Origin of the sequence: Pseudocolwellia agarivorans, assembly GCF_002000085.1 — a bacterium.
GTDB lineage: Bacteria > Pseudomonadota > Gammaproteobacteria > Enterobacterales > Alteromonadaceae > Pseudocolwellia > Pseudocolwellia agarivorans.
Genome location: NZ_MUZU01000010.1, coordinates 194,483 through 220,414, shown reverse-complemented (window position 1 = coordinate 220,414; position 25,932 = coordinate 194,483). Strand labels below are relative to the sequence as shown.

Sequence of the window (25,932 nt, the reverse complement as noted above, 5' to 3'; positions counted from 1 at the left end):
TCTCTATAAGTTTGACGTTGAAATGAATAATGGGTTATCAGCAAAGCTTTGGAATTCTTGTGCAACCTTTTGCATCACTTCACTGCTTACATCAGTACCAAACTGTTCCATACTGTTGATTTTTAATATTTCGATGTATTGATAAGGTGCATTGTCTTCTGACATAAGTAAGCCTTCAGCTCTTAGCACTTCAAATTGATCAACCGACGGTAAACCACTAGCTGTAGGTAAATCAGTTTCTTTTGCCCACTGTTCGTATTCAGATACGCTAACGTCTTTTTTTAAGTTAAATAAAACAACGATTGTAGTCATGATTATTCCTCTAGATAATTTGTCCGGACAAATTTAAGTTGAAATAATTATGGTAGACACAAGGGCTAATTACTAGCCCTGCGCTTTGACAAATGACAAATGGGAGGGGTTTAAATGGTTTTTAGTTTAAAACCACCAAGGAGATTCAACTCCAACATTCCTGATGTGCGCTTTTTTACGAACAAATCTAAAAATAGATTCTTTACCCATGCGTGAGCCACCAAGGCCTGATAGCTTAAAGGATTGTTTTTCCATTTCATGAACTAAAGCGGTTAAAGAAGCGTCATTAATACTGACAGCTCCAGCATCGAGTTCACTAGCAACTTGGTGAGCATAGTCTATATTTTGGCTAAAAACGGCTGCTGATAAGCCATAAACAGTATCATTTGCTAACTCAATTGCATGCTGATCAGAGTCAACAATAACAACCGGTAAAATAGCGGCAAAGGTTTCGTCTTTAACGACTAACATGTCGGGTGACGTATTAGTAATTACCGTGGGCTGACAATAGCTACCTCCACCAAGCTCAACGACATTACCGCCACATAAAATTTCAGCGCCTTTGTCTTTTGCATCTTGCAGTTGTGTTTGCACAATTTGAACTTGTTTATCTGAAATAATAGGCCCGATATCACCTTGTGTTACGTCTGGGTAGTTATGCGTGAGTTTAGCGACGTTATTCGTTAGTTCGGTAATAAACGCTTCAGCGATATCTTTATGAACATATACTCGTTCTAAAGACATACATGACTGCCCTGCGTTAACCATACTTCCCCAACATAACGCTTTAGCCGCAATAATGGGATCCGCATCATGGCAAACAATGGCGGGATCTTTACCCCCTAATTCTAAAAACGCTGGAATAAAACGTTGAGCACAAGCTGCAGCCACTTTTTGACCCGTTGCGACACTGCCTGTAAAACAAAGTGAGTCAACTGACTCAATAACCGCTTGCCCAGTTTCTCCTGCGCCAGTAACAACTGAAAACACCTTAGATAGCTCAGGTACTTGATCTAATACTTTTTGAAAAGGGGTTACAAATTTAGAGGTTACTTCACTGGGTTTTAGTATGATCGAGCAACCCGCAATTAAAGCTGGTATAGCATCAACCATTGAAAGTAATAATGGAAAATTCCAAGGGCTGATAACACCAACCACTTGATAAGGTATAATGGTTTGCTTAATTTTAAGAAATGGAACTTCTGCCTGCTTTTCTTCTTTGCTTTGCAATACAGCAGGAGCTTGTTCACACCAACGCTCTATGCCTTTTATTACTACATCAACTTCTAATATCGATTCTTTATAACGACCCGTATCGGCAATTAATGCGCTAACGAGCTCGGTTTTATTTTCATTCAATTTATGAGCTAACTGTTTTACTACTTTCACTCGCTGTTCAAGTGATGTGTTTTGCCATGCTTTTTGATGGGTTCTTAACTGTGCTACGGCTGAGTTTACCGTATTAGCATCACACAATGGTAACGCGTAATCGTATACACCAGTTCTAACATTACGTATATCTATTGATTTCATTGGATTTTCTCACAGTTACTTTACATCACCGATAATGCCGGACTTTTTCAGTTGAGCGATTGTTTCCATTTGAGTATTCATAAAATGGCTTCGTTCAATCGGCTTGTTTTCACCTGTAGCCGTTAACATATTATTGGCTGGATACACAGATTTTTGATACATAGGTGCAAATAATTCATTGCGTTGTCGAGATAAAATATTGCCCATACCGGGTTTATTTCTATAACGTCTTAACGCATTAATATCTATTTCTACATTTGCCACCATACTCTCTCCCATACCTGCTTCTGCTAAAACTAAGCCTTTGTAGTCAACAATTTTTGACAAGCCATCAGTAGACTCTGCGGGAAAATCAATGTCGGCAATACCGGCTGAATTAGCTGATACTACATAGGCTAAATTTTCAATCGCTCTTGCACGTTTGGCGATATCTTTAGGCGTTAATTGGGTAGACCCCACTTCAGAAGAACTATGCAAAAATACTTCGGCTCCTTGCATCGCTAAAGAACGAGCGATTTCAGGGTATAAAATTTCTTCAGAAGCTACGGTAGCTAAATTACCTAACTCTGTTTTGGCTACCGGAAACAAGCCTTCGTAACCATAAATATCTAAATACTTATCCAGCACATCGTGGGGTGTAGGAGCAAACATGGAAACTAAACGACGATAACGTAATATACAGTCGCCGCTAGGATTTAAAATAAAAGAGGTTTGAAAATACAAATCAGGAAAATGTTCGTCAAGCTCATACACATTGCCTGATAAATAAATGCCATTATCTTGCGCTATTTTCGACAGTGCATCGTATTCAGGACCATTTTTAGCAATAGCGCCTTTCGCCTTCCATTCAGGTAACGACTCTCCCATCGGAAAACTTGTCATAAAATATTCAGGTAAAACGACTAACTTAACCTGTGGACCAACAAAACCTTTAGTACCTCTTACTTGCCCTGAAATACGTTCAATATTCGTTAACATTTTTGCGCGAGCGTCTTGCACATTTAGTTTATTAATAGCAAAACATCGTGTTTGCAGCGCTACCGCTGTGTAGGGAATGGTCATTCGTTTATACGCCTTCTACTAACATTACGTGAAAGTCGCCAGTACCTGCGCGCAACGGGATTATTTTTTTATATTCGTCTGAATTCCAAAAATCTTGTCCTGCTTGTTTAGATGGCCACTTTGAGATAACAACACTGCCAATTTCGGTTTCGCCTTCAAAAACTTCAGGGGATGAATCTATCGCAATATAAACACCACCAAAGGCTTTTACTACTTCAGGAACAGCATTAGCGTAGGCTTGAAATTTTTCTCTATCGGTAAGTCTTGCTTTTATTATTAGATAGGCACTCATTGTTATATCCTATATTTTTATATGTGTGGTGATCATGAAACGCTATGATCTAAATAGATAAAACAAAGCTACAATATTTTGTAAGAGTTAACACTGAGTTTAGGTGAGAGATTTGACGATTAGCAAATTGTAGAAGAATTAATGTTAAATTAAATGATTTAAGCGGTTTAAGTAACCAACTAAAGTTAAATTAGCTACTTAAACTTAAGAAATAACGAGAAAATTAGCTTAAGTAGGTTACATGACTTTCGTAAGGTTTTACTGGTTTTGTGGGTAATTGTTTTTTCTCTGTACCTATATATAAAAAACCAACAATATCGTCTTGTCTGTTGATGTTTAACGCGTATTTAACCGAATTATTGTAACTTAACTCTCCTGTTCGCCATACCGCACCAAAGCCCAAGCTATAAGCCATCATTTGCATGGCATGTACGCTGCAACCTGCTGCAACAAGCTGTTCTTGCTGCGGCACTTTATGTTCTTTATATTGCGTGCTAACTACGATAATCATAGGTGCTCTAAATGGCATTTTGCTGGTTTTTTCTATTTTAGCAGCGTCGTCAGTATCAATTTTTACCGCGTTTACAAAGTGTTGGCTCAATGTGTTTAAGCCTTCACCTTGGATAACGGTAAAGTGCCATGGTGTTAAACAGCCATGATCAGGCACTCTCATACCAGCACTTAATATATGATGTAAATCATCACCTACTGGTGCGGGTTCACAAAGGTGAGGATTAGATTGGCGATTCAATAATAATTCAAGACTATTCATAATTAATTTCTTTTTTTAGTTACAATTCTACAAGTTACAGTTATTACCTTTAACAAGGTAATATCGCTATTTCAAATACTTAACCAATAATTCAGCGGCAACTTTAGGATTAAGTTCGTTAAGGGCTATTTGATCAACCAGATCAATATTATCTTCAATAATATTGCCTAAGCCAATACCAACTATGTCAGTATTGGCATCAAGTAAAACAAATATTAATCGATTCTTAGAGGCTATAGCATCTACAGTTACAGCATCGGCTTCTAAGCCTTTATTTCTAAGGGCTTTATCCATTAATCCAACCGATGTATTTATGCCCGTGTTTTTTTGAATAAACAAGTCTGTGGCTTCTGCAATTAGCTCATAAAGTTTTTGGGTATTAGGTTTCATATTTTTTATGTATATTTGTTTTTAGAACAATTGATTTTCAAGGGTTTTACCGTTAACTAACTGTGAATAAATCCAGTTTTGTTTGTGGCAATATTTTAAAAAGGTAATATCAAAAGGTTCAGTATTGTCTAATTGGGTGTAGCTAATAAGATATTCTTTACCTTGAAGTTGAGATACGTTTTGTACAGACGGCAACATGGATACTTCTTTTACAAAGCTATCTGAGTGCTGTTTCATACGTAGCGTTAAATAATTAAAATCATCTTTTGACGTTAATGTTTGATGCTCTTTTAGTTCACCATTTTCAAGATACAAAACTTGATCACATAAACGTTCTAATTCACTTAAGTCGTGCGAACTTAGCACAAAAGTAATTTCGTTTGATAGATTAGAGATAATCTCACGAATGTCTTTAGCATGTTTAGGATCTAAGCCCGCAGTCGCTTCATCTAAAATAACTAATTGAGGCGATCCGATAAGTGATTGCGCTATGGCGGCACGTTTACGCATCCCATGAGAAAGCTCTAAAGGTTTTACTTTGTAGTTGTCTTCAAGACCTACCATATCAAGTACTTTATGGGCTTCAATAACACTTTGTTTAGTACTAAAGCCTTGCAGCTGAGCATAAAATTTTAATTGGCTTTCTATTGAATATTTGGGGTCTAATTGAGCATCTTGCGGTAATGCACTAAATGTTTGGTTAACCGCGGCAATACTAGGCGACTCCCCCAGAATAGATACATTGCCGCTATCATAAGGAATATAACCACATAAAATACTAAAAAGTGTGGTTTTACCAGCTCCATTAGGGCCAACTAACGCAACAGGGTCACCTTTATTTATTTCAAAGTTTACATTTTTCAACGCATGTTTGTTGCCATACCTTTTATTTAAGCCTTCAACTTTAATTAATAAACTCATAGTGATGACCTTTTAAAAATAAATTGCGCTAATGCCAAATAAACAACAGTTTGTGTTAAAGGAATAATATAATTATTAACGTAATTACTTTCAAAACCTACAACAGATTCAATTTGTTCACCTGGAAATAAATAAAACAAGAACGATAAATCCATAACAAAACGAGTCATTAAATTAATGATTATCGCAGAGCCTATATAAATTAAAAAATACACTATTAATGACATTTTAGCTGATTTAACAAACACATTAATCAGCGTCATTCCCGCAATAAAAGGTAAGCTAATAATAATAAGTTTTAATAAAATACTAAAAGACAAACTTAATGAACCAAAACTCACCGTTTGTTCATTGAGTAATGAAAAAAGTAAGCTAGCAATTAATGTAATAAATATAAGAATAGCGAGGATCAGTACTTGCCCTAAAAATCGACCATAAAGTAATTCTGGTCGACTGGTTCTTAATAAAATAAAGCGTAGCGTACCGCGCTCACGATCAGAACAAGTTTGATCACATGAAAATAAAATCGCAAATGTAGGCAATAAATAAGCTGAAATAATCCAATAAACACTTAATTCAGGTAATTCCCACTCCAAGAGCGCTAATAAGTTAAGTTTACCAAAAGCTTGTTGAGCAAGAGCTTTAAAGCTTTCAGATGTTATAAACTCAGCCGCAGACCCTATAATATAAGTAAAGATCAAAAACCAAAGACATGAAAAAGCAGCAAGAACAATCAGCCCGCGCTTAGACGCGAATAGACGAGCTAATTCAAAAAGAGTAATAGTCCAAACACGTGAACTACTGAAATGAGATAACATCCGTATCCTTAACTTAAAACATAAGATTTGAATGCTATCATATAGATTATAAAAGCTTTTAACAGATTAAATATGATATTTTTAACATCTACAACGTTTTTAACGCCTGCGTTAACATACCTTTAAGTTGAGTGACAATAAGCTCTAGTTTATTGTCATCATGTTCTTTAATACTTGGAGTATGAATATGCCCTACAGGTAATACGGGGCTGTATAAGTCTCGTAATAATAAACTACGATACGACACTTCATTTGATAAATAGCCACCACCAGAACCTTGTACCGAAATTTCATTGATTAATTCGGTTAATGCTTGAACCTCTAAAGTGGTATTTTTCGTTGTAACAATACGGTTATCTTGAACCGGATATAACCCTCCTGCATTCTTCATTTGCTCAGATGGTAAGGTAAATTCTAAATATTCAGGCCCACTTAGTTTTTTATCATTTAACATAGGAATTAACGGATTATCTTTAGTTGCTCCAGTTAATACATTTAAATTATCAGGCACTAATGAACTTCGTCGTAAGCCAGGAAAGCGTTCTAACTCGAAACTATTTCGTCCCATACTTACGGTTATGATCATATCAACCGCATTCGCTCTAAAATACGGTGTTAATAATTCTTCAACAATACCTTGATCAAAATCAGCAAATCTAACAGGTAAAATTAACGTTTCTATTTCGGCACTTTTACCTTCAGTACTAATCACTAAATCATCTAAAACAAGTGCACTAATACCTGATGGATTACTTTGCTTGATATTTCGGTCAAGTAAAAAGGGATCAAAGCCAGTAATTAAGATTTTTTTACTGGTATTTTTGTCGAATTTTATATCCGTTTGTCCGCGTGAATATAATTCAAAGTGCCAAAGTAACTTATTTTGCTGATCGGGCAACGATTCTTTAAACGCTTTAGTGTCTTTAAGCGCTTTAGACATTTGCAGTCGAGCCCAATACAAAGGTCTATCGTCATAACTATTCGTATTTTTAAAGTACTGTTTAGCATCATTCCATACACCTTTCCCGTGTCGAATCGATAACTGACTTAGTACCGTTAAATTGCGTGCTTTGTTCACTTGTTCTTTAAACAAATTAACACGATCAGATAATGCCAATGAAACAGATGGCATCACTTTAATTGCTTTTTGTATTCTTTCTTCTTCAACCGTTATTGATTGAGCGTTAAAACTACATACAGAAACTGCGATGGCTATAGAACAAGCCAACTTGTTAGTAAATAACATGAATAAAACGACCCTGTTTTTATACAATCAGATTAGTTTATTAATCACCTAGTAAGAATAAACTCCCTAGGTATTACTTATTATTATATTTAATGCCGACATACTACACATAAAATAATTGAAGATCATCACCATATTTATATTGATTTTTCCTACAAAAATGGCAAAGTGTCGTTCTGACGACTTGTTTCCTGTTTATTTCTCTCATAACACCTCAAGAAAATGTCATAACGTATTTCAAAAAATAAACGATTGTATAACTTAACTATAAAGGAGTAGCGCTTCAATGTGTTCGATCTTTGGTATATTAGATATAAAAAACGGGGCTGATGAATTACGCCCAAAAGCAATAGAACTTTCTCGCCTTTTACGTCACCGTGGACCAGATTGGTCAGGTGTTTACAGTAATGACCACGCCATTCTTGTTCATGAACGTCTTTCAATTGTAGATACAGAAAATGGCGCACAACCACTATACAATCAAGATAAAACTCACGTATTAGCTGTTAATGGTGAAATATATAACCATAAAGAACTGGCTAAAAACTTAAACGTTGATTACACATTTAAAACAGGTTCTGACTGTGAAGTAATACTGCCTTTATATGAAGAGTTTGGTGTTGAGTTTGTTGATAAACTTCAAGGTATGTTTGCATTTTGTTTATATAACGAAACAGACAACTCTTACCTAATAGCACGTGATCATATTGGTATTATCCCGCTTTACACTGGCTACGATGCCGAAGGTAACTTTTATGTTGCTTCAGAAATGAAAGCATTAATGCCTATTTGTAAAACAGTGAGCGAATTTCCTCCTGGTCATATTTTGGATAGCCGTGTTGGTGAGTTGCAAAAATACTACAACCGTAACTGGCACAAGTATGATGCGATAAAAGATAATACAACTAGCACAACTAAAATTCGTGAAGCATTAGAAGAATCAGTTAAAAGTCACCTTATGACTGACGTACCTTACGGTGTGTTACTTTCTGGTGGTTTAGATTCATCACTTATTTCTGCTATTACACAAAAATTTGCAGCTCGTCGTATTGAAGAAAATGATTTATCTGAAGCTTGGTGGCCAAAAGTTCACTCTTTTGCCTGTGGTTTAGCGGGTTCTCCAGATTTAGTTGCAGCACAAACTGTAGCTGATGCTATTGGTACTATTCATCACTCAGTTATTTTTACTGAGCAAGAAGGTATCGATGCACTTAAAGAAGTTATTTACCATTTAGAAACTTACGATGTTACAACGATTCGTGCTTCTACCCCAATGTATTTAATGGCGCGTAAAATTAAAGCTATGGGTATTAAAATGGTACTTTCTGGTGAAGGCGCTGATGAAATTTTTGGTGGTTACTTATATTTCCATAAAGCACCAAATGCTAAAGAGTTTCATGAAGAGCTTAACCGTAAGCTTGACCGTTTACATAAATTCGATTGTCTTCGTGCTAACAAGTCTATGTCGGCTTGGGGTATTGAAGCACGTGTACCATTCTTAGACAAAAACTTTATGGATGTTGCTATGCGCATCAACCCAGAAGATAAGTTATGTGGTAACGGTAAAATGGAAAAAGCGATTTTACGTGAATCTTTCGAAGGTTATTTACCAAAAGAAATTTTATGGCGTCAAAAAGAGCAATTTTCTGATGGTGTAGGTTACTCTTGGATCGATAGCTTAAAAGAGTTTATTGAAACACAAGTAACTGATCACGAATTAGAAAGTGCTGAATACAGATTTCCTGTAAATACACCAGACAGTAAAGAAGCTTATTACTACCGTTGTATTTTTGAAGACAAGTACCCATTACCGTCTGCTGCAGATTGTGTAATTGGTGGTAAGTCTGTTGCTTGTAGTACTCAAGAAGCACTAGCGTGGGATGAAAGCTTTACGAACAACGCTGATCCATCTGGCCGTGCTGTTATGAGTGTTCATAACGATAGCTACAAAAACTAATATTTGAAGCCCTGCTTTAAACTAAAAAACCAGTCTATTGACTGGTTTTTTTTATGCTTAGAAAACTGCTATATATACCCGTTACCAATCAAGATGCGTATTTCAGAGTGCAGCATGATAACGGTATAAATTTACTCTGCTTTCTTCTTTTTCATGTATACGTATAACAAGCTAAAAGCCACGATAAGAATAGCAGGAAATACAATCATCGTTGAAAGCACTTCTTGCCCTGCGACTAATTCAGGATTCACACCTTCAGTTACTTTAAGTAAGGCTTTAGCTTTAGCTTCGTCTATCCACTGACCAATAACAGGATTCCACATACTTACCGCAAACATACCCGCGCCACCAATAATAGACATACCTAAGGCACCACTTTGTGGAACATTTTCGGCAATAAAGCCAATCATAGTTGGCCAAAAATAAGTCACACCTAAAGCAAAAACGATTGCCGCCACATATACTAAACCACCTGTACTGGTACTTAATAAATATAAACCCAGAGTGGTTAAAATAGCAGAACAAAGTAAAACACCTGCTGGATTTAAACGATGTACAATAGGCCCTGCAAAGTAACGTCCTACCGCCATTAAACCTGTGATCATAGCTAATATGATCATTGGTGATGCACCAGACGCACCTAAAATAGTATTAATCCATTGTCCTGTTGCGAGTTCTGAGGTTGCTGTTAATGTCATACAAAACGCCATAAACAAAAATAAAGGTGAGAACAATGCCTTAAAGTTACTGGCAGTAGACAATTTAACATTTTCAAATTTAGGAAATTGTTGGCTAAACGTCATCACGCCATAAACCAGTGTAGGTAACAACATAACACCTATTTGCATTTGCCAACCTAAACCTGCATCAGTCATAAACTTAGAGATTAACGAACCAATAACAATCCCCCCTGGAAACCAGACATGAAAACGGTTCAACATAGCGGTTTTCTTAGTTGGGTAGCTTTCTGAAATTAAAGGATTACATGCCGCTTCAACTGAGCCATTGGCAAAACCAATGAATAAACTCGAAATAAACAACCCCCAGAAACCACCAGCGGTTATGGTGAGAACTAAACCTAATAGATGCCCAACAAAAGCAATAATAAGTAAATTTTTAGCGCCTAGAGCATTATATAAACCACCACCAAACATCATCGCTAACGGAAAACCTAAAAAGGCCATGGAATTAACCCAGCCTAATTCTTCTGAGTTTAATTGAAATTGAACACCTAATTGCCCAAGAATCCCCGCTCTTATTGCAAATGTCATTGCTGTAACCGTTAATGCTATACAGCTGATTAAAAACAGACGAGAGCTGTTTTGATTATCTTCAGTCATTTTGTTTCCTCTATAATTATTATTTTAGTTTTATTGTTATATAGCACTTGTACTAAATAGAAATAAACTGACCATTGATATTAAAGTTAAAGACAGAATGATGTTAAGATAAATTCGTTTTTTTATATGATAAATTCGGCGTATTGATAAAGCCTTTCAAAAAAAACAATAAATATACAAGGTATAAAAGTGCTTAAAAATAATGATAAAAACATAAAAGGTCAGCACTTGCTCAATGATTTAAGTATTAAGCAAGTTATTGAAGTATTTGATTTAATGCCAGACACTAAATTTTGGATCAAAGATCTAGAAGGTAACTTTGTCCACGTAAATAAGTATTTTTTAGAGCATTCAGGTATCCGCTCATTAAGTAATATTATTGGCTATAATGATAATCATATTGCCGCTGCACATATTGCGGAACAATTTATAGTCGACGATAAAAAAGTTATACAAGGTCATGTAGTAAATGATCGTTTAGAAATGAATAGTATTAAAAATGGCAAGTTGTCATGGTTTACAACATCTAAACGGGCATTGCGTAATCAATCGGGTGAAGTTGTTGGTACTTACGGAATTACTCGACATTTAAACAAAACTTCAGAAGTATTGTCGGGCCTTAACGCAGTACAATCTCCAGTAGAATATATAAAAAATAATTATATGAATGATATCTGTATTAACGAACTTGCCGGCGTTGCACATTTATCGGTAAGCGCGCTAGAGCGCCGCTTTAAAAAGTATTTAGCAAAAACGCCTAAACAATTTCTAAATGAAATTAGATTAGAAAACGCCAGACGCTTACTCGTAGAAAGCAACCGTTCTATTTCTGATATTGCGAACGCAACGGGATTTAGCGACCATAGTTACTTTAGCAAGCAATTCAAAAAAATGTTTGATCAACTGCCTTCACAATTTAGAGAAAGCCAAATAACAGCACAAACTTCAGAAAGAAAAATACCTTAACAGTTGGTCGCTTAGTATAAAATCTGTCTTGAAGATTATTCTTCTGCTTGCTCTGCTGCTAACGCAATTTTTTCACGTTCAGCTTTCGAGATGTATTTAGGTTTATTGCTTTTCTGTAGCTTGGCATTGGCTTTTTTAACTTTGCTTTTTAACACTTGGTTAATTTTCTTTTTACGATTCATTAGTTAATTCTATCGTTTATAAAATTTATTGATTCAATGGATGATCAGCTGGTAACTGTTTCGATATCCATAACGCGAGTTTATGTTTCATATGAGGTTGGTCTTCATCAGCAACAGCTAAAGGTTGAACCAGCTTATCGTTTACCAATAAACGGTAAAGAGCCTCTACTTTATCTTTTGCCGAATTTGTTGCAGCAAAACCTTTATAACCACGATTTTTAGCGTATTTTTCACCTACTTCAATGGCTTTTTTAAGAAGTTCTGCTTCATTTTTAATTTTTTTCATTATTAATCTACTCTGTAAATTTTAAAATTCGGCCTAGTATTGATATTAGCGATAATCAATTAACATAACTCTTTCAAATTGATCAGTATTCACCTCAACATTAAGCGCTTTCATCCGTTCTTGTAAGGCTTCCATGTCTCTTGCTAAAGAAGAGAGCGTTAATGTGTTGTTATCGAGTAAGTACACTTGCTTTAAGCTAGTATAATAATAATTCAACACAATAAAGGCATTAATATCGCCTTCTGTTTCATAATTTTCAGCCGCTTTTTTAATATTTTTCAAGCGTCTATATATTATGTTATGAATTTGTTTTAATTTCATAACATAATGAATTTCATAACAAAATGGATGATTTTTTAATTGTTGTAAAATACTTATACAAGTGAGTAAACCTAAAATTACACCAACAAAATTAAACCTGAAATTACTTAATGGCTCACCGGTTTCGGGATGAGTAGCAGGTAATGCATGTCCGAATAATTGAATGAGGATAGCGCCATAACTAATGGAAAAAAAGGTTAAGCATACGATGGAAAGACCAATAACAATATTTAATCGCTTTCGGTACAGTGATTTGTCTATATCTATTAATTGCATAAAAAATGTATATTCTTCTTGATAATTTGTTTAATTAAAAATTTCTAAGTTATTAAAATAACCTGAATAGCGCTTAACTTTTGTTTCTACACCCTGTCTCCATACTCTTGCATTTGAAGCAATACTAATATGAGTTTTTGCTCTTGTGATGCCAGTATATAACAATTCTTGCGATAATAGTCGATTGTCTTTTTGATTGGGTAAAATCATAGCAACATGAGAAAACTCACTCCCTTGTGTTTTATGGATGGTCATTGCATACACCGTTTCATAATGTGGTAATTTACTGGTCATGATCCAACGGTAAGTATCATCAACATCTTCAAACACTGCCATTAAATGCCCTGCATCATTTTTCCATAAAAAGCCTATATCGCCGTTATACAAACCTTGATGATAATTATTCTCTGAAATCATGATAGGTCGCCCCTGATAAAGCGCTTTATCTGATCGAATAACCCCTTTATTGATCAGTAACGACGTAATTAACTCATTTAAAAAGTCGACACCTTGCTCACCAACGCGCGTGGCACATAACACTCTGAATTGATTAAATAGCGCAAACGCATCGCCCACACTTACGCACTTAAAAATAGGAAGATAATACTGTTTAACTAAAGGCCATAACCATTCAACCAGTTCGCCTTGTAAATGTGTTATTTGATTTTCGCCTGTAGCTTGATTTAATAAAGCCCAGCTTTGATCGTAATTACCTGCAATAACGGCTTGAGATAATTGCCCAATCCCCCCTTGTCCGTCAAAGCGTCTACTTTTAGTTAAAAAAGTTACGTTATCGCAGCTATTAAATAGGTTTGATGCTTGGTTGAGTACTTGTTTATTTTCTGATTTTTTCGATATTTGAGGTACATTAAAACCTGTTACCTGTTTTAAATAGTGAGCGTTTTCTTGGCTATAACCTAAAAAAGGTCGAGGCGCTACATCACTTAAAACACTTCCAGCTGCTACAGACGGGAGTTGATCAGCATCGCCCAATAAAATCACTTTGCAACGTAAGGGTAATGCTTTAAACACGCGGTTCATCATTGCAAGATCAACCATCGACACTTCATCAATCAACAATACATCAATATTTAAAGGGTTTTCCTCATTAAATCGAAAGTTAGGGCTATTCGGAATAACACCTAATAAACGATGAATAGTGTGTGTATCGCTTGGTATTTCATTTAAAATGTCATCCGCAATAGTGCCTCTAAATCCTGTTATAGCATTTACGATAGATTCAGATAAACGTTGAGCGGCTTTACCTGTTGGCGCAACTAACGCTATGTTAAGCGATGCAGCTTGTTGAGCATTTAAGTTAACGCTTTGCTTTTGTTGATGTAAATACACTAAAGCGGCCAATAATTTAGTTACCGTATAGGTTTTTCCTGTGCCTGGCCCACCGGCTATTACACTAAAGTTTTTATTTAACGCGTTTGCTACCGCAACTTTTTGCCAATCTATTTCAGTGTTTGCTGCATCCGTTTCAGGAAATAACATATCAATACACTGTTTATTATTTATATTAATGTTTAGATTGATATCTGCTTGTGAAAGCTCATCGGGTTCAACTGTATTCTTTTCAGCAATCGACTTAAACAAGTCTTGCTCAAACTGAAAATAACGGCGCATATAAACATTATTATTATGATAAACAATCGGCTGCTCTGCCTCAGCTCCAATATTCATCATGTCGAGTAATTGGTGTAAAGATGCCACATCTGAAAAAACATACCCATGGTGTTGCACTAAACCAAAATCGTCACTTAAATAGCCATACTGTGTATTAGCGATTGCGCTAATCGGCAAACAAACATGCCCTTCTCTCAAGCTTTGACTTAATGCCATTAACAAATGAAAGAGCTCTGTACGCTGTGTTTCATTAAGATTGAATAGCTGAACTAAGTCTTTCGCAAAAAAATAATCAATAGGCGCTATAGACGCTATTTCTTTTTTCGCTAGCGCATAGCTTGCGTATGCTGGCTTGTTAAAAGTCTTATTAAAAGTTTTACCCTCTGTTTCATCAAACATCAGCTTGCTCCCTTGTACCATTTTCTCTAGCAATATGTTCTGCTGTTACATGCTCGCCAGTAAAAAGTGCATCGAGTAATTCAAGCTCGTCTATGTTAATAGCACGGTGATACACGCCTGCTCCTTTATAAGTAGGATCGTTAGTTAGACCTCTTAAATACAAGTAATAAATACCACCAAAATGTTGCTCGGGATCATAATCAGGTAATGAAAATGCCAAGTAACGATGCAATGCCAACGAATAAATTAAATACTGTAAGTCGTAATGGTTATGTTCAATATCGGCTCTCATGGCTTCTTGTGTGTAAAAACTAAAGTCTTCACCTAAAAAGGTCGACTTATAATCGCACACATAAAACTTGCCATTTTTTTCAAAAATCAAATCAATAAAACCGTGCATCATACCTTTAAATTTTTGGTAATAAGGTAATTGTACCGAGCTTGATAACGCTTCAATCATATTGTTATGAGTATTACCGCCTTTACGATGTTCAGTGAGTAAGTTAGTTAACTCGTTAGCGCTATTTGCATTCATCGGGAAATAAAATTCACTTTCCTTAATGCAGTGATTTAAAGACAAATCTTGCAAACAAAAGGTATCTGAATCATCAATATTTAAAGGTGCTAATAATGCTTGCTCAAGCCAATGCTGAAGATCATGTTCTGTGTAACCTATAGTGAACTCGCCATAACGGGTTAGTGGGCGTTCAAGCGCAAGCTCCCAATTAGGATCATCAAACTGTAAGAGCTCAAGAATGTTATGTAATAAATTACCGGTACGAGCGCCCTTTTCAATCACAAAACGTAACTGATTAGCTAAGCTCGGCGGTTGAATATCTACCAAATTATGAGCAACATTTAACATCAGCGCTAAACTAGCGTCTTCTTGATTATTAAGCTCATTATCTCGATCAGGGCTTGATACACCTTTATGTTTTAGGTTTCTACTCAAGGCTGAAAAAGAACTTAGCCACCAGTCGCGTTCAATTTTTCCACGAAAAGTTTCGGCAGCTAACATTTGCATATTTTGCACTTGTAATGCTGAGTCTTCACCAATATAAGTTAGATTTTCGTTTTGTAATGCTTCTATGTCGTTAATCGTAAGAAGCGCAATATCATCGGGGTTATCAGCCACTAATTGCAGAATACTTTGCTCAATATCACAACCTTTTTGCCAATGTAAGGCTTGTCCTAATGGCGAGTTTTCGCATTTATCAAATTCAACCGTTAACATATAACAGCGTTGCTCTGCTCTTGTTACCGCTACGTATAAAAGTCGAACTGCTTCAGCATAAGCTTCGTCTGCCATGGCTTGTTTGGCTTTTTCGGTGCCATCTAAGCTTAACGCTAGTTGCCCTTGCTCGTTATGATATTCAATAAAGGTTACCGCACGTGCACCGAATTTAAGGGGATCTTTAAAACGTGTAGCAAAAGGCACAAATACAATAGGATATTCCAAACCTTTTGCGCCATGCTGAGTCACAATTCGGATCAAGTCATCGTCACTTTCTAATCGTAGCTCGGCTTCAATGTCGGGGTTGTCTTGTAGGGTTTGTTGTTCAAACCAATATAATAACTCTTGCGGTTGTTTATGACGTTGACTAGCTGATTGCAATAGTTCAAACAAATGCAGTAAGTTAGTTAATACGCGGTCTTTGTCATGCATAAATGCAGTAAAGTGTTCGTGCATTAACTTTAACGCCATACCGATAAAACCTTTACTTTCCCACTCTTGTTTTAAAGCAGCAAAAGACAATTTAAGATTTTGCCAAGCAAGTTCGTCTTGTTGAAGTGCATACAGTTTATTCGCGGTAAAACCTAATAAGTCAGACGCTAAAGCCGCAGAAAAATAGCGGTCGTTTTCAACAAACAAAATACCTTTAAGTACTTGTACCAATTGTTGTGTTTGCGCACTTTTTAATAAGTTTGAACGATTACTCATAAATACAGAGGCCAAACCCGCATCATCTAATGCTTGTTTTATTACACTCGCCTCGGCACCGTCGCGCACTAGAATGGCGATATTTTGCGGTTGAATGTTCTCACTTGTATGCTTACTTGTGTTATTTAAGCCCAGTAAACGAATAATTTCATGTGCACACCACTTGGCCATGGTGGGTCTAAAAGCTTGATTAACAGAACCTCTAGTTTTTTCTGGCGTAAAATGCACAAACTGCAATGCTTTAAAAGTCGCATCGGCTAATTGTTTTTCGGCCGCTTTAGGCGATGCTTTTACCGGTATATATTCAATGTTGTATTTAAAAACATCGGTAGCGCCTTGGTCTAAATTATTGCCATAAAATAAGCGATTGTAACCTTGAATCATCGACTCGCTTGAACGCCAATTGGTGTCCATTATCCATTGGTAATCGCAACCAGAACGTGCAGCTAAATAGGCAAATACATCGCCGCCTCTGAATCCATAAATGGCTTGTTTAGGATCGCCAATCATATAAAGAGCAGCTGTAGGTTGTTGATAATATATCGCTTGTAAAATAGTAAATTGTTGAGGGTCGGTATCTTGAAATTCATCCACTAATGCAACGGGATATTGCTTAAATAACAACTCTGCGAGTGAGTTATTCTTATTATTCGCCTCATCATCTACGTTTAAATTATTTTCTTTAAATTCAATAGTATTGTCGTTACGCGTTACACTTAACTGATTAGCTAAGCGACTAATTAAATCGTCAAAGCTCACTAAATCACGTGTGAGCTTTTTATCGTTTACATCTTTACGTATAGAGTAAATACCGTCTCTCACAACAGATAAAGCTTTCGCGCGATTAATGCTTTTGTTCAAGCTTTTACATAACGTTTTTACTTGTTTTACGGGTTCGAATATTGCGAGTAATGTTTCTTTATTGGCTGAACGTGAATAGCGTTTTCCATCAATAAAAGCATCAGGCATTTTGCCATTCGCTAACACCAAAGCTGATTGAATATTGGTTTTCAGTTCTTCTTCTAATTTAATCAGCCAATCAATTAATTCGTTCAGTTCTTGTAGTCTAACTTCTCTGTCTGCGCCCTTTTTAACATCAACCAAATACGCGACTAATTCAGCGTTATTATTTTGTAACGAGGTTCTTGCTTGCACAACAATATCAATAAAGTTTTCAATAACTGAAATTTCATCAATTAAATCTAATGTACTCGAATTCCCCTGATTGATTGCTTTAGCAAACTGATTAACAAATACATGCGGTGTTGGCCAAAACTCAGATATTAATAAAAATTGCTCTGACGATTGCTTTGCTAACACTCTGTACCAATCTTGCGTGCTTTCTAGCAGCACATCGTTACAATCTGACTCCATCGCTAAGTTAAATGATTGTCCGCTGGTAAAAGCATGTTGAGTAAGCACCCTTTTACAAAAACCATGAATGGTAAAAATAGACGCTTCATCTAAATACAATAACGCTTGTTTTAAGCGTATTTTGGCGTCAGCGGCTTCAACGTGTTTTGCTATGGCAATAAAATATTCATCTTCTACTGATAACGTATCCCACTCGTTTAGAGCTTGTCTGATAAAAGCGTCTATTCGGCCGCGTAGTTCTTCAGTTGCGTCTTTAGTGAAGGTCATCACTAATATTTGTTCAACCGTTAGGTTTTTCTCTAACAGTAAGCGTAAATAAATGCGCGTTATATTAAAGGTTTTACCTGTTCCTGCGCTGGCTTCAATTAAATGTTTACCCTGCAAAGGAATAGTATGAGCACTTAGGTTTTGAATCATCGTATTAGCCATTACTTTATTTGCTCCCTTGCGTTAAAAACATCAAGGTATAAATACTCAATGTTAGGTTGAACCTCTTCGTAGTTAGGGCATTGTGGCCAAAAGTAATGAATATAAGGATCGTCACCTAACGACATCATCGAATTAGGATCGCTCCAATAAAGTTCGAATTGCGCTTGTTCAAACACTTTAGCTTTAAAGGCTTTTTCAGCAATTTCACCATTCACTAATAACGGCTGTTGCAAACCGACAATATATTGTTGAATAAACTTAAGTAACTGAGCTTTAGGGTCTACTATTTCGCCATATTTAAACTGCGTTACTTTCTGACTCTTGGTATCAAAGTAAAAACCATGTGTGGCGGTAACACCTTCAATAAGTGATGCTTTTTCAGCTAATTGCTCTTTCGCAATAGCCAACACACATTGATGAAAATACAAGGTGATAAAATCTTTAAACTTAGGCGAACTGCTGCGATAAAACACTAACTTGTCGTCACTTATAGGTAACTTAGTCGATATTTTTACTTTAACACCCGCTGAACTACTGTTACCTGTTAACTTTTGTATTAGCAATTGCGAGGTTTGTGCATCTAAATCGAATGTTATTGCACAGTCTTCTTTATGTTTAATTTTACCGTTATGCTCTGTAATGGTTTGACTAAAATTTTCGCTGTCTAACTTCCAACTTTCAAAGGTTATATCTCGGGTTGCCGCTTCAGGAAATTTACCCGAAAGTGCTGCCGCTTTTAAGCATTGTTGAACCGCCTGCTCTGCGGCTTCTATTGTGCTTTCATCATCGGTAAGTTGAGCTTTTATTAATTGTTCACGTAATAAATAGCTTTGTAATCGGTCAAACTCAAACGGCTCTACATCGTCTAACTCTAACGAATAATGATCAAAATTCAGGTTGAGCTGTTTTCTAGCAAAGTATCTTGAAGGATGTTGAAAAAAGGCAATAAGCTGCGACAACTCAACATGCATAACATAACAAGCATCGGCAGCTGAATATTCTATTAAGTCTGATTCGGGTAAAGGAATATCAATGCCTGATGATAAGTTATGACCTTGCGCTGCATTCTCTTTGCTTGATAGTCGCGCTAAGTTTAGCCAATGGTTATCAAAGCTTTTTAACAAACCTTGGTAATTTTTATGACTAAAAGGCTGCATAGGTAAATGCCTTAACTTACCATCGGGAGACGTATTATCGCTTACGTCAGCGTCTTCTGCACCCTCTTCAGATAAAGCCCAACCGTAACCTAAAGTTAAATACTCCATTAATTCTTTTAATACTAACGACGCTTGTTTAGGCGCGTTGTTTTTAATGTTTTTACCTTGATAACTTAAGTAAAGGGATTGCCTGGCAGAAATAATTGCTTCTAAAAATAAATACCTATCGTCGCCACGTCGCGATCTATCACCTAACATAGCAGGCGTTATCGACATTAAATCGAAACTTAATGGCTGACGTTGCCTTGGAAATAAACCATCGTTTAAGCCCAATATCGCAATCACTTTAAAAGGAATACTGCGCATAGGTAACATAGAACAAAACGTTACTTGGCCCACAATAAACTGCTTGCCGGGATCTGGTTGGCTAAAATGCTGATTTAAAAAATCGCGCACTATCAGTAAATCAATTTTCTCTTCAAATTTAGCGTGTAAGCAATAATCAATTAACGACTCAATCGCATGAGTCACAATGGTAAAACCGTCGTCATTGCTGGTATCAAATAACTCGTTAATCAGGGTAGTTAAAAAAGTTTGCCATTCAGTTGCGGTACGTTCTTTAGTTAAGCTAAACGAAAACTGTTGCAGTTGCTCTAATATCAGCATTAACTGCCCAAGTAACTCGGCATCGTTGCCTTCTACTGTGGGTAATAATAATTGCTCATCGTAAATGGTTTCGACATCGCCAAACGCAAAGCCACGCAATAAACGTGATAAACCTTGCTGCCATGTAAAGTTATTTGAAACGGCATGGGTTTTAAGGGTGTGCTGTTTATGCTCTTCATCAAGCCCCCAATGAATAGAGGCGTGATCTAACCACACTGAAATTTTATCAATGTCTTCAATACTTAAATCAAACTTGGTTTGCATAGCCGGAATACGAAGAAACGATAACAACTGCGACACCTGAAATCGGCTATCAGGCAAAGTAAGCAAGTCTGAAAACGCAGCAACAACAGGTTCTGAATCTTTACTAACACGATCAGCAATTGAACAAGGCAACGGCGGTACTTTATCGTCAAAGTCTTGCCAACCTCGGGCAAAAACAGCATTTACATAAGGTGCGTATTCTTCTACCTGCGGACACATAACTAAAATGTCTTTGGGTGTTAACGTGCTGTCGTTATTAAATTGATGCAACAACCAATCGTGCAACCCTTGTACTTCTCTTAAAGCACTATGACAACTGGTAAATACAATAGAGTTATCGCGTTGTTCAACGGGTGCATTACGCGCATCTGTTAGCGTTAAAATGTCGTGCTGTACTTGCTGTAAAACACTGGCTTGTGTTGGGGTGTTATTACTTGATGTATTATCTGAGGTATCACTCGATTCATTATTTAACTCGTCGTGAATATCCTCAAAAGCATCAATATTAATTGTACTGTAACCGTGCAACAAGGCCATAAACTCGCGGCCTTGCTGACCTAAATTAGCCAATAGCGGATTACCCACCGACTGAGTAATATCGTCGAAACCGTCTACCCATTGTTGAATAGACTTAATCGCTTGTTTTTCAGTAATTACATCGCCCCAATAGGCATAACACGGGTTTAAATGAAAAAAGTGTACATCAACATATTCGCTAAGTTCATTAACAAACGACAACCACATAGGCGCCATAATATTAATACCAAAAAACGAAATACGTTTAGGTAAGCTGTTTTTTAACTGTTGTTGATCAAAACAGCCCGCATTAAGTTGAGTAATGGCTTGTTCAATTAAGGTAATAGGATTATACGATTGCTCGCGTGTTAACAAGTGCCACAACTTACCTTGCCATTGAGCAATTTCAGCCGCGTCTGATTGTTCGCCTTGCACAAAACCCTCAGTAAAGTTTCCGTTTTCCCAAGCATCAATCCAGGTAGGTCTAAAGATTAAATATTGTTCAAACAAATCGGCCATTTGGCAAGCAAGCTGATAACGCTTTAATTGTTCTGTATTTGTTATTTTGTCTGCAAACTCAGGTGGCAAATCTACGCCCTGTTCTACATCAGTAGTTGAACTGGCGTTTACTTGATTGTTCGATGACTGTTTTTTTGAAGGTGAAGTGTGCGATCGCCAATACTGAGTTGCTGTATCAAAATCAGCATCATTCATCACTTCTGGCTGAGCAAATAACGTAAAAATTCGCCATGCGAGTACTTCACGAGAGAAAGGCGATTGATCAGGCACATCTTCTTCGCTAGCTATTGACCTGACTAGCTTCCATAAAAACTGAGACGGTAACGCGTAACCAATATTCATACTGATACCACGTTGTTTTGCCAACGACATGTTAAGCCAATGCTGCATACCCGCATTTTGCACAACAATAACGTCTTTGGAGAAAATAGGAAGTGGTGAAACCTGTTGGATTTTATCTAAAAGTACTAACAAATTTTCCATTTTATTAGCGGGATAAAGATAGATCACACGATACCTTTCTTATGGATTTTAATTAAGTAAATTTAACCATAAGCATAGGGATAATACGAGTTAAAATAAGGATTTATTGAGGATAGTTTAAAGGCGTTGTATGTTTTTTGATTAAGAGGAGGCTTTAACAATAACCTCACTCTTAACCAAGTCGTTTTACTTGATAAATAGCACTCATTACTCATGCTTAAATTGATGCTTATTTAAACTCTCAATACGTTCAGCCAACCACACTTTAATAATTGATTGTCTGGTGACGCCAACACGGCTTGCTTCACGATCGAGTGAATCTAACATCCATTCAGGAAAATCAACATTTACCCTTTTGGTCACTTGCGTTGTTCGTTTAGCTTTAGATAAATCTAAGTTGGCAAGCACATCATTACCATCATCAAACTCTTTATCGAAATCAGAAGCTTTCATAAAATTTCACCTCGTTTGTTCTAGAACGCCTAACTGAAATTATGCGGATATTATTATCTCGATATGTAATAACAGCTGACCAGTGCTTACCATTATAAAATGCAATAATAACAAAGCGCGGTTCATCGCTCGTATTAGCAGGAATTTCGACTAAATAAGGATCGTCCCAGAGTGATTTTTATCATTTTTGAGACATTATCATTTAATCTGTAGCGTTAATTTGGATTAGGTTTTGTATCGATAGCGCCTTACTAAGAGATAAATAATAGCTTATTAAAATAAGCTATTGCAGGAGCAAAAGCCAACTGTATTTTTCAGTTTGAAGTTCCTAGGTGTATTTTGATTCTGTTTCAGCTTCTAACTTTATAAGCTTTATGACCTCTGATAAATCGAATTCATCGTGAGGAATCAATTCGATTTTATCAGTAAACTTTGATGAAATGGATTTAAGATTTTTGGCTAAGAATTGATCCCACTCATGTAAGAGTTCGAGAATGTTTGCCTTTGCAAAATGATCTTCGCCATTTGTATTTGACGAATACCCTTCAACAGAACCACCCAATAGAGCATCTCGGTTAATAATATAAGAACGTCTGTCAGAGCTATATCCTGTGTTTACAGTATGTGAAGCGTAATATGTCCTAAATTGAAAAATTGGTAACTGGTTTGCTTCACTCTTTGAAAATGGTATTTTCAATTTAGAAGTTAGTGCTATTAAAGCCTGTAGCTGTAGATAACAAGCATTGAATATTCCGTACATACGCAAATATGCTTCACCAAATTTTGCGTTTCTCGATTCATGTACATTAATTCCATTTTTGTAGAAGTCATCCTTAGCTAGTTGAGTGTCTTCGAGCAAATACAAAGAATCTATTACAAATCCATAGTCACGTATATTTTCTAATTCGAATATTGAAATAACTTGATAATCGAAATCATCTGAAGTGTTTATTGCGCATAAACTTAAAACTTCTCGCATTATATCAATTCGCAAATCAATTAGATTAATATTACTCATTCGCTTTATATTTATTCCTTGTAACTAACGCCACAAACAAGACATTAGCCATTTATAAACTTGATATGTGGATTAGGTTTTGTTCCGTTAAAAACCTTGAAACGGAATTATCATACCGCAGCTCGTCTTGCACTGTACAAGAAACAGTTGTTGGTGTTGATCGTAAGAAAAACCTAAAGCAAAACTTAACTTGTGACTTTCAACATCATGACCATATGTAATGTTAATATATTGAGCATACGCTTTTATTTGTCTCGAAAGACCCATCCAAGCCATAGTGTCATGGCTTGACTCTTTTTTAGTCAAAACACCTAGCCCTGGAGGGTAATATGAGGAACCATCACTAAGTACGATAGGATGGTTTATCCCTAATTTACGAGCCTGTTTATGATCTTCAGCTGTAGTTACTTCTTTTTGGTCACTTAGCTTCAAGTGAGCAATCAGAAAGGGAAAGTCATTATGAACAATTTCAACTAATTGCGTATTATGCCATACGTCATTGTGGGGTAAGACTGCCAACAAATATATAGTTTCTGGCTCTATTATTGCAAACATTAACTCTTTAGTTCCACCTTCGACAAAGTGAAAATGAACGATACCCCAATCATCAAATAATGGATCATTTCCTCCGCCAGATTTTTTAAAGTTTTTTCTACTGCAAAATTTTAAAAGAGGGCTGCCAGATTCAACTAGATGGATAAACTTTTGATATTCGATCATATGTTCTTGAGGGCAGTTAAATACCGATGACTCAATTACATTTCGCTTTTGAGCGATTGGAGTTCTACGAAGACGGTTAATGAGGAGCATAAAATTACTCCGAAGACCTAATTCTTCAGAATAATGAATACACTGCTTTTCCAACTCGCTTGCTATGTAATTTTTAAGATTTGAGTTAAATATTTCGATCATGCTCACTTTCCCTATAACGCATATCATTAAAGTAAAAGGGGGCAGATACACATTAATATCACTATTGGGTCATAAATACGTTTTACAACTCATTAGAAAATATATAGCTAAAAATTTTAGTCTAATGTCTTCAATGTGCACAAAGTGATCTTACATGTCTTGTTATATAGCAATGTTGAATGATAATGACTGGTAGTTCTGATTAATCAACCCCAACCGTTAACACTCCATAGTCAGTTCACGAACCTTTGAAATACCTTTACCATCAAATACAAATTCAAAGTGTTGCGTTTGAACCGCTGACTCAACATGTACGGGAGACATGAGTCCCCAACAAACAGCGCCTTTATGTCTAACTGAACGATATTGAATACCTGCTTCTTCTGCTTTTTTTACTTTAGCGCCAAAAATTCTAGAGGCGGTGTAATCATCAGGTGTATGAATATCATCAAGTGAAACAGCATCAATAAGTTCTGCTGAGAACTTTACTTTAAGGCATCGCATATCAACAGTGTCGTAGTGGAGCCCTTCAACATTACGAAAATACTTTTCTTGGTGGTATCGAGTTTCTGCTATCGCGGTTTCCGCAGTATCAGCAAGATACAAGACACCGAATGAGCCATCACTAAAACGAGAGCCGTCGGGGGTAACATGGGTAAATGGCGCCGTAACATAGTTTACCCCTGTTATACCAAAAGGTATTTCATTGGTTGGAATAAGGTTTAGATCACCAAGTTCATCAAGATGTCTGGGATTGGTTAATGCTTGCAGAGCGTATGCCGTTTCAAAGTCGGTTTCGTCTATTACATCGTCGAACAAGGTAATTGGCGGAAACTTTGAGTTAACCATGCGATAAGAGGCTTGTTTAGAGAAAGATACGCGCTTCTGCTCTACCATTGTCCGCTTCTCATGCTGTCGATTCGCTTAAATACTTCATATAAAGCGCCAAAGTTTCCGGTGCTAATAATAGATAGCGGACTTTTCCCATTAAAGTATGGGTTGTTATTAGCCATACTCATAAAGCCATATACGTTATCAGGGTTTGAGAATATGATTCTTAATGCCTGATGAATATTAGCAAGATAGCTTAAACGCTCAAGCTGATCGCTGCTTAAAGAGGCAGAGCTAGGATCTTTTTGATAACGGTGAAAAGTACTTTTTGGGATCCCTAAAATCGCTTGTTTTTGAGCTGCAGAGCATCCCCATTTATCAAGAATATTGTTACCCATGGTAAAAGCTGCACTATGATTGATACTTGGTGCATATTGAGCTTCTGCTATCGTTGCCATTGCTTTACTCCCAAATTAGACGATAACATTAGATTAGTCTCATTTAGGACTTATGTCAACAAGGTGTCTTATTCGGGAGTAAGCTATAATGTAAAGAGCGTTATGCGTTAGATTCCCTACCCATGTAGCCTATAACTAGTGTTAACAAAGTAAAACATTCTAAAACCTAGCTTTGGTTTAAAAATAAAATGTGTCCCAACAAATA

General features: G+C 36.4%; 23 protein-coding genes and 1 pseudogene. 2 read left to right on the top strand and 22 right to left on the bottom strand.

Going from position 1 to position 25,932, the window contains the following annotated elements; genetic code table 11:
• Positions 1–3: 3 nt before the first annotated feature.
• From B0X80_RS15740 to B0X80_RS15700, 9 genes are all read right to left on the bottom strand, one after another.
• Positions 4–312: an REDY-like protein HapK gene (locus B0X80_RS15740; RefSeq protein ID WP_077341977.1), complete on the bottom strand. Its 309-nt coding sequence runs from the start codon at positions 310–312 to the stop codon at positions 4–6.
• Positions 313–438: 126 nt separating this feature from the next.
• A complete protein-coding gene (locus B0X80_RS15735) occupies positions 439–1,845 on the bottom strand; it encodes an aldehyde dehydrogenase family protein (RefSeq protein ID WP_077341975.1) in 1,407 nt (468 codons plus the stop codon).
• Between the two features lie 15 nt (positions 1,846–1,860).
• Positions 1,861–2,907, bottom strand: coding sequence for a nitrilase-related carbon-nitrogen hydrolase (locus tag B0X80_RS15730; RefSeq protein WP_077341973.1), 1,047 nt, complete (start codon positions 2,905–2,907; stop codon positions 1,861–1,863).
• Positions 2,908–2,911: 4 nt separating this feature from the next.
• Positions 2,912–3,199: a DUF1330 domain-containing protein gene (locus tag B0X80_RS15725; protein WP_076420029.1), complete on the bottom strand. Its 288-nt coding sequence runs from the start codon at positions 3,197–3,199 to the stop codon at positions 2,912–2,914.
• Between the two features lie 223 nt (positions 3,200–3,422).
• The gene (locus B0X80_RS15720) at positions 3,423–3,971 is read right to left on the bottom strand and encodes an NAD(P)H nitroreductase (protein ID WP_077341971.1); all 549 of its coding nucleotides are present in this window, start codon (positions 3,969–3,971) and stop codon (positions 3,423–3,425) included.
• A 66-nt stretch (positions 3,972–4,037) separates the two neighbouring features.
• The gene (locus B0X80_RS15715; RefSeq protein WP_077341969.1) at positions 4,038–4,361 is read right to left on the bottom strand and encodes a hypothetical protein; all 324 of its coding nucleotides are present in this window, start codon (positions 4,359–4,361) and stop codon (positions 4,038–4,040) included.
• A 21-nt stretch (positions 4,362–4,382) separates the two neighbouring features.
• On the bottom strand, positions 4,383–5,282 hold the full coding sequence (locus B0X80_RS15710) for an ABC transporter ATP-binding protein (protein WP_077341967.1): 900 nt from the start codon (positions 5,280–5,282) through the stop codon (positions 4,383–4,385).
• Positions 5,279–6,100, bottom strand: coding sequence for an ABC transporter permease subunit (locus tag B0X80_RS15705; RefSeq protein WP_077341965.1), 822 nt, complete (start codon positions 6,098–6,100; stop codon positions 5,279–5,281). Before B0X80_RS15705 ends, B0X80_RS15710 begins: the two co-directional genes overlap by 4 nt.
• Before the next feature lie 88 nt (positions 6,101–6,188).
• The gene (locus tag B0X80_RS15700; RefSeq protein ID WP_077341963.1) at positions 6,189–7,346 is read right to left on the bottom strand and encodes a pyroglutamyl-peptidase I; all 1,158 of its coding nucleotides are present in this window, start codon (positions 7,344–7,346) and stop codon (positions 6,189–6,191) included.
• 286 nt (positions 7,347–7,632) lie between these two features.
• Here B0X80_RS15700 and asnB point away from each other — a divergent pair, with 286 nt between their 5' ends.
• Entirely contained in the window at positions 7,633–9,303 is a 1,671-nt protein-coding gene (gene asnB / locus B0X80_RS15695) for an asparagine synthase B (RefSeq protein ID WP_077341961.1), read from the top strand.
• 131 nt (positions 9,304–9,434) lie between these two features.
• Here the strand turns inward: asnB and B0X80_RS15690 are convergent, their stop codons facing one another.
• Positions 9,435–10,643 (bottom strand): MFS transporter, encoded by a 1,209-nt coding sequence (locus tag B0X80_RS15690; RefSeq protein ID WP_077341959.1) that lies wholly within the window; start codon positions 10,641–10,643, stop codon positions 9,435–9,437.
• Positions 10,644–10,832: 189 nt separating this feature from the next.
• On the opposite strand from B0X80_RS15690, the gene B0X80_RS15685 reads away from it, so the two are divergent.
• Positions 10,833–11,609, top strand: a complete 777-nt coding sequence (locus B0X80_RS15685) for a helix-turn-helix domain-containing protein (protein ID WP_245825477.1) — start codon at positions 10,833–10,835, stop codon at positions 11,607–11,609.
• A gap of 35 nt (positions 11,610–11,644) precedes the next feature.
• On the opposite strand, the gene B0X80_RS15680 is transcribed toward B0X80_RS15685, so the two are convergent.
• The 12 genes and pseudogenes from B0X80_RS15680 to B0X80_RS15625 all read right to left on the bottom strand — a co-directional run bounded on the left by B0X80_RS15680 (position 11,645) and on the right by B0X80_RS15625 (position 25,727).
• A complete protein-coding gene (locus tag B0X80_RS15680; RefSeq protein WP_077341957.1) occupies positions 11,645–11,791 on the bottom strand; it encodes a DUF2986 domain-containing protein in 147 nt (48 codons plus the stop codon).
• Positions 11,792–11,816: 25 nt separating this feature from the next.
• Entirely contained in the window at positions 11,817–12,077 is a 261-nt protein-coding gene (locus B0X80_RS15675; protein ID WP_077341955.1) for a DUF5062 family protein, read from the bottom strand.
• Positions 12,078–12,122: 45 nt separating this feature from the next.
• A complete protein-coding gene (locus tag B0X80_RS15670) occupies positions 12,123–12,674 on the bottom strand; it encodes a DUF3087 family protein (protein WP_077341953.1) in 552 nt (183 codons plus the stop codon).
• Between the two features lie 30 nt (positions 12,675–12,704).
• Positions 12,705–14,705 carry an exodeoxyribonuclease V subunit alpha gene (gene recD / locus B0X80_RS15665; protein ID WP_077341951.1) on the bottom strand — a complete coding sequence of 667 codons (2,001 nt, stop codon included), beginning with the start codon at positions 14,703–14,705 and terminating at the stop codon, positions 12,705–12,707.
• Positions 14,698–18,450 (bottom strand): exodeoxyribonuclease V subunit beta, encoded by a 3,753-nt coding sequence (recB, locus tag B0X80_RS15660; protein WP_077341949.1) that lies wholly within the window; start codon positions 18,448–18,450, stop codon positions 14,698–14,700. Before recB ends, recD begins: the two co-directional genes overlap by 8 nt.
• Entirely contained in the window at positions 18,450–22,082 is a 3,633-nt protein-coding gene (recC, locus tag B0X80_RS15655) for an exodeoxyribonuclease V subunit gamma (RefSeq protein WP_139345333.1), read from the bottom strand. Before recC ends, recB begins: the two co-directional genes overlap by 1 nt.
• Positions 22,083–22,262: 180 nt before the next feature.
• Positions 22,263–22,508 carry a type II toxin-antitoxin system BrnA family antitoxin gene (gene brnA / locus B0X80_RS15650; RefSeq protein WP_077341945.1) on the bottom strand — a complete coding sequence of 82 codons (246 nt, stop codon included), beginning with the start codon at positions 22,506–22,508 and terminating at the stop codon, positions 22,263–22,265.
• Positions 22,495–22,671: pseudogene (locus B0X80_RS15645) on the bottom strand (BrnT family toxin); the annotation flags it as partial. The pseudogene B0X80_RS15645 and the gene brnA, both read right to left, overlap by 14 nt.
• 165 nt (positions 22,672–22,836) lie before the next feature.
• The gene (locus tag B0X80_RS15640; protein ID WP_077341943.1) at positions 22,837–23,526 is read right to left on the bottom strand and encodes a hypothetical protein; all 690 of its coding nucleotides are present in this window, start codon (positions 23,524–23,526) and stop codon (positions 22,837–22,839) included.
• An 87-nt stretch (positions 23,527–23,613) separates the two neighbouring features.
• Positions 23,614–24,438 (bottom strand): hypothetical protein, encoded by an 825-nt coding sequence (locus tag B0X80_RS15635; RefSeq protein WP_077341941.1) that lies wholly within the window; start codon positions 24,436–24,438, stop codon positions 23,614–23,616.
• A gap of 219 nt (positions 24,439–24,657) precedes the next feature.
• Positions 24,658–25,335 carry an RES family NAD+ phosphorylase gene (locus B0X80_RS15630; protein WP_077341939.1) on the bottom strand — a complete coding sequence of 226 codons (678 nt, stop codon included), beginning with the start codon at positions 25,333–25,335 and terminating at the stop codon, positions 24,658–24,660.
• A complete protein-coding gene (locus B0X80_RS15625) occupies positions 25,329–25,727 on the bottom strand; it encodes an MbcA/ParS/Xre antitoxin family protein (protein WP_077341937.1) in 399 nt (132 codons plus the stop codon). Before B0X80_RS15625 ends, B0X80_RS15630 begins: the two co-directional genes overlap by 7 nt.
• Positions 25,728–25,932 lie beyond the last annotated feature (205 nt).